Raw genomic sequence first — 3,258 nt, 5'->3', positions numbered from 1 at the left:
CATACACACTTGTGGTTAAGTTTTTTGTCGATTTACTACTTTTCTTAGTTCGCAGCTACTTTTTTTTATATCTACGCAACAAGGTCTTGCGAGGAGCCATAGGCTGCGTGGCAATCTCATGAGATAATAACAAACTCCTGAGATTGCTTCGTCGAATTACTACGTAATTCTTCTCGCAATGACGATTTTTTAATACACCCTCTTAGCCGGTGGAATTGCACTTATCTCATCGGTTAAAGTGGTTAGCGTTACAGGTTTATAATCAAGAACTACTTTACCTGCTTCATCGATAGAGCTAAGAGTATGTTTCATCCAATCTCCATCATTACGATCAGGATAATCTTCCCTAGCATGAGCTCCTCTACTTTCTTTTCTTGCAGCTGCCGAATATACCGTTACCAAAGCCTGATCAAGTAGATTATCTAGCTCTAGGCCTTCCACTAAATCACTATTCCAAATTAAAGATTTATCGTTAATTTTTATATCTTTGTAGCCGTTTCTTATTTCGCTAATCATTCCTGCTCCTTCATCTAGTACTTCTTGAGTTCTAAATACCGAAGCGTGGCTTTGCATAGTTCTTTGCATTTTAAGCCTTAAATCTGCAACTAAAATATTACCGTTAGCGTGACGGACTTTATCAAATCTATTTATAATTTTTTCAAGACTTGCCTCTTTTATAGGCTTATGAGGACTCGCTGGACTAATAAGTTCAGCTGCTTTTAAAGCACTACTTCTACCGAATACTACTAAATCAAGCAAAGAATTTGACCCCAACCTGTTAGCTCCGTGTACCGATACGCAAGCAGCTTCACCGATTGCCATAAGTCCCTTTACTACGCTATTATGATTCGTACCGTCTTTGATTATGACTTGACCGTGGTAATTAGTCGGTATCCCGCCCATATTATAATGAACTGTAGGAAGTACCGGTATCGGCTCTTTAGTGACATCAACACCGGCAAAAATTTTAGCCGTCTCAGAGATACCGGGCAAACGACTATGTAAAATTTCAGGCAATAAATGATTTAAATGCAGGAATACATGATCTTTATACTCGCCGACTCCTCGCCCCTCTCTGATTTCTATGGTCATTGCTCTTGAAACTACGTCTCTTGACGCTAAATCCTTTGCAGCAGGAGCATAACGCTCCATAAAACGCTCACCGTTTGCGTTGACGAGATATCCACCTTCACCTCTTGCTCCCTCGGTAATAAGACAACCTGCCGAATATATGCCTGTCGGATGGAACTGTACGAACTCCATATCTTGCAGCGGCAAACCGGCTCTAATCGCCATACCACCTCCATCACCTGTACAAGTATGAGCGGAAGTTGCTGAAAAATAAGCACGCCCGTATCCACCCGTTGCAAGCACTACATTATGAGCTCTAAAACAATGCAGACTACCATCATCTAAGTTCCACGCAACTACGCCCCTACATTCGCTGTCTTCCATTAATAAATCAATAGCAAAATACTCCACAAAAAACTGCACTTTATGCTTTAGCGACTGCTGATATAACGTATGAAGTATAGCATGCCCCGTACGATCTGCCGCAGCACAGGTACGCTGAGCTGCTTTTCCTTTGCCGTACTCCGTCGTCATACCGCCGAAAGGACGCTGATAAATCTTCCCCTCTTCGGTTCTTGAAAAAGGTACACCGTAATGCTCAAGTTCTAAAATCGCATCGGGAGCGTTCTTACACATATACTCGATGGCATCCTGATCACCTAACCAATCAGAACCTTTTACCGTATCATACATATGCCAACGCCAATCATCTGTACCCATATTTCCAAGTGCTGCACTGATTCCTCCCTGAGCAGCTACAGTATGACTACGGGTTGGAAACAGCTTAGTTATACATGCGGTATTTAGCCCTTCTTTAGCCATACCGAATGCAGAACGAAGACCGGCCCCGCCCGCACCTACAACTACTACGTCAAATTTATGATGAATGATATTATACGCTTTGGTCATTAAATTAATTTTTTACTATTTATTTCATTCGATATTAGTTGCTACAAACGTTGCTTATGTCATTCCTACGAAGGTAGGAATCCATAATAAAGCGAGATAAATCGAGCTTTTTAAAAAAGCTTTACAGTACTGGATTCCCGCTTATGCGGGAATGACATCGAAAACACACAGGATCATCCCCTATAAAACATCGCTACTACAAAAGCTACAATAGTCGCAATGCAAAATAATTGCACTATTATAATCAATATATTACGTAATTTGTGACAACTTACATAATCCTCAATCACTACACGCATACCAAGCATTGCATGATACAACGAAATAGCCACCGTAATTAACAATGCTACTACGTTAAATGGCTTTTTAAGCTCCCACATAATAATATTTATGTCATTATTTTTGTTAGTTAGCGTGAGATATATTAACCATATAGAACATAAAGCTAATATAATCCCCGTTACTCTTTGCAATAACCAATGATGAGAACTGCTTTTAGCAGAACCGCTATTTTTTGCTTTTACAATTTTTGCTTTAAAATCATATACCATGAATTTTCTCTAAACATATTAAGCTGTCATACGTCTTTTTCGTCATTGCGAGGAGCGAAGCGACGTGACAATCTCGTCAAATATCCTGAGATTGCTTCGTCAATTACTTACGTAATTTCCTCGCAATGACGTTTTTAATTACTACACCCACAACAACATAGTTAATAATATAGAACATACAACCACACACCAACCAGTGATATTAACTGCTTTTATAGAAAAGCCGTAACCAATATCCCAAAATAAATGCCTGATGCCGTTACATAAATGATAAAACCAAGCGTAGCTAGCGGCTACTAAGCATATTTTTATAATGCAGCAATTAGCAAGTTGTAAATAATTATTGTCATATTTGCTAAGAATCAACCACCACGCCAAAATCGATACTGCAAAAAATAGAGCTACGCCGGTCATACGATGCAAAATCGACAATGTAGAACTTATTTGCGGCTTATATATGCTTAAATGCGGCGAAGTCGGGCGCTTATTATAAATTTCTTGTTTGGTTTTAGTCATAATATTAATAATAAAAAACTTATATCACGTCATTGCGAGAAAAAATTGAAAATTTTGACGAAGCAATCTCAGGAGTTTGTTATTATTTCATGAGATTGCCACGTCGCTTCGCTCCTCGCAATGACGACTGGGAGTCYACGCAAGCAAGCCTTTCTCGCAAGGCGTTGTTGCGTGGAGATTAAAAAAAAGTCAATATAGCGCTTAGAGTATA

Annotated in this window: 3 protein-coding genes; all 3 read right to left on the bottom strand. The window is 39.3% G+C overall.

Going from position 1 to position 3,258, the window contains the following annotated elements; translation table 11 throughout:
- Positions 1-189: 189 nt before the first annotated feature.
- The 3 genes from sdhA to sdhC all read right to left on the bottom strand — a co-directional run bounded on the left by sdhA (position 190) and on the right by sdhC (position 3,047).
- Positions 190-1,980, bottom strand: a complete 1,791-nt coding sequence (sdhA, locus tag KYQ89_RS00555) for a succinate dehydrogenase flavoprotein subunit (RefSeq protein WP_218459862.1) — start codon at positions 1,978-1,980, stop codon at positions 190-192.
- Positions 1,981-2,153: 173 nt separating this feature from the next.
- Positions 2,154-2,531, bottom strand: a complete 378-nt coding sequence (sdhD, locus tag KYQ89_RS00550) for a succinate dehydrogenase, hydrophobic membrane anchor protein (protein ID WP_218459861.1) — start codon at positions 2,529-2,531, stop codon at positions 2,154-2,156.
- Between the two features lie 141 nt (positions 2,532-2,672).
- A complete protein-coding gene (sdhC, locus tag KYQ89_RS00545) occupies positions 2,673-3,047 on the bottom strand; it encodes a succinate dehydrogenase, cytochrome b556 subunit (RefSeq protein WP_218459860.1) in 375 nt (124 codons plus the stop codon).
- Positions 3,048-3,258: the final 211 nt, after the last annotated feature.

Origin of the sequence: Rickettsia sp. TH2014 (assembly GCF_019249195.1) — a bacterium.
GTDB classification, from domain to species: Bacteria; Pseudomonadota; Alphaproteobacteria; order Rickettsiales; family Rickettsiaceae; genus Rickettsia; species Rickettsia felis.
This window is presented reverse-complemented; position numbering and strand designations above follow the sequence as displayed.

Bases quoted from the DNA above. Each gene is read 5' to 3' on its own strand.
- sdhA (WP_218459862.1), bottom strand. From the start codon at position 1,980: ATGACCAAAGCGTATAATATCATTCATCATAAATTTGACGTAGTAGTT.
- sdhD (WP_218459861.1), bottom strand. From the start codon at position 2,531: ATGGTATATGATTTTAAAGCAAAAATTGTAAAAGCAAAAAATAGCGGT.
- sdhC (WP_218459860.1), bottom strand. From the start codon at position 3,047: ATGACTAAAACCAAACAAGAAATTTATAATAAGCGCCCGACTTCGCCG.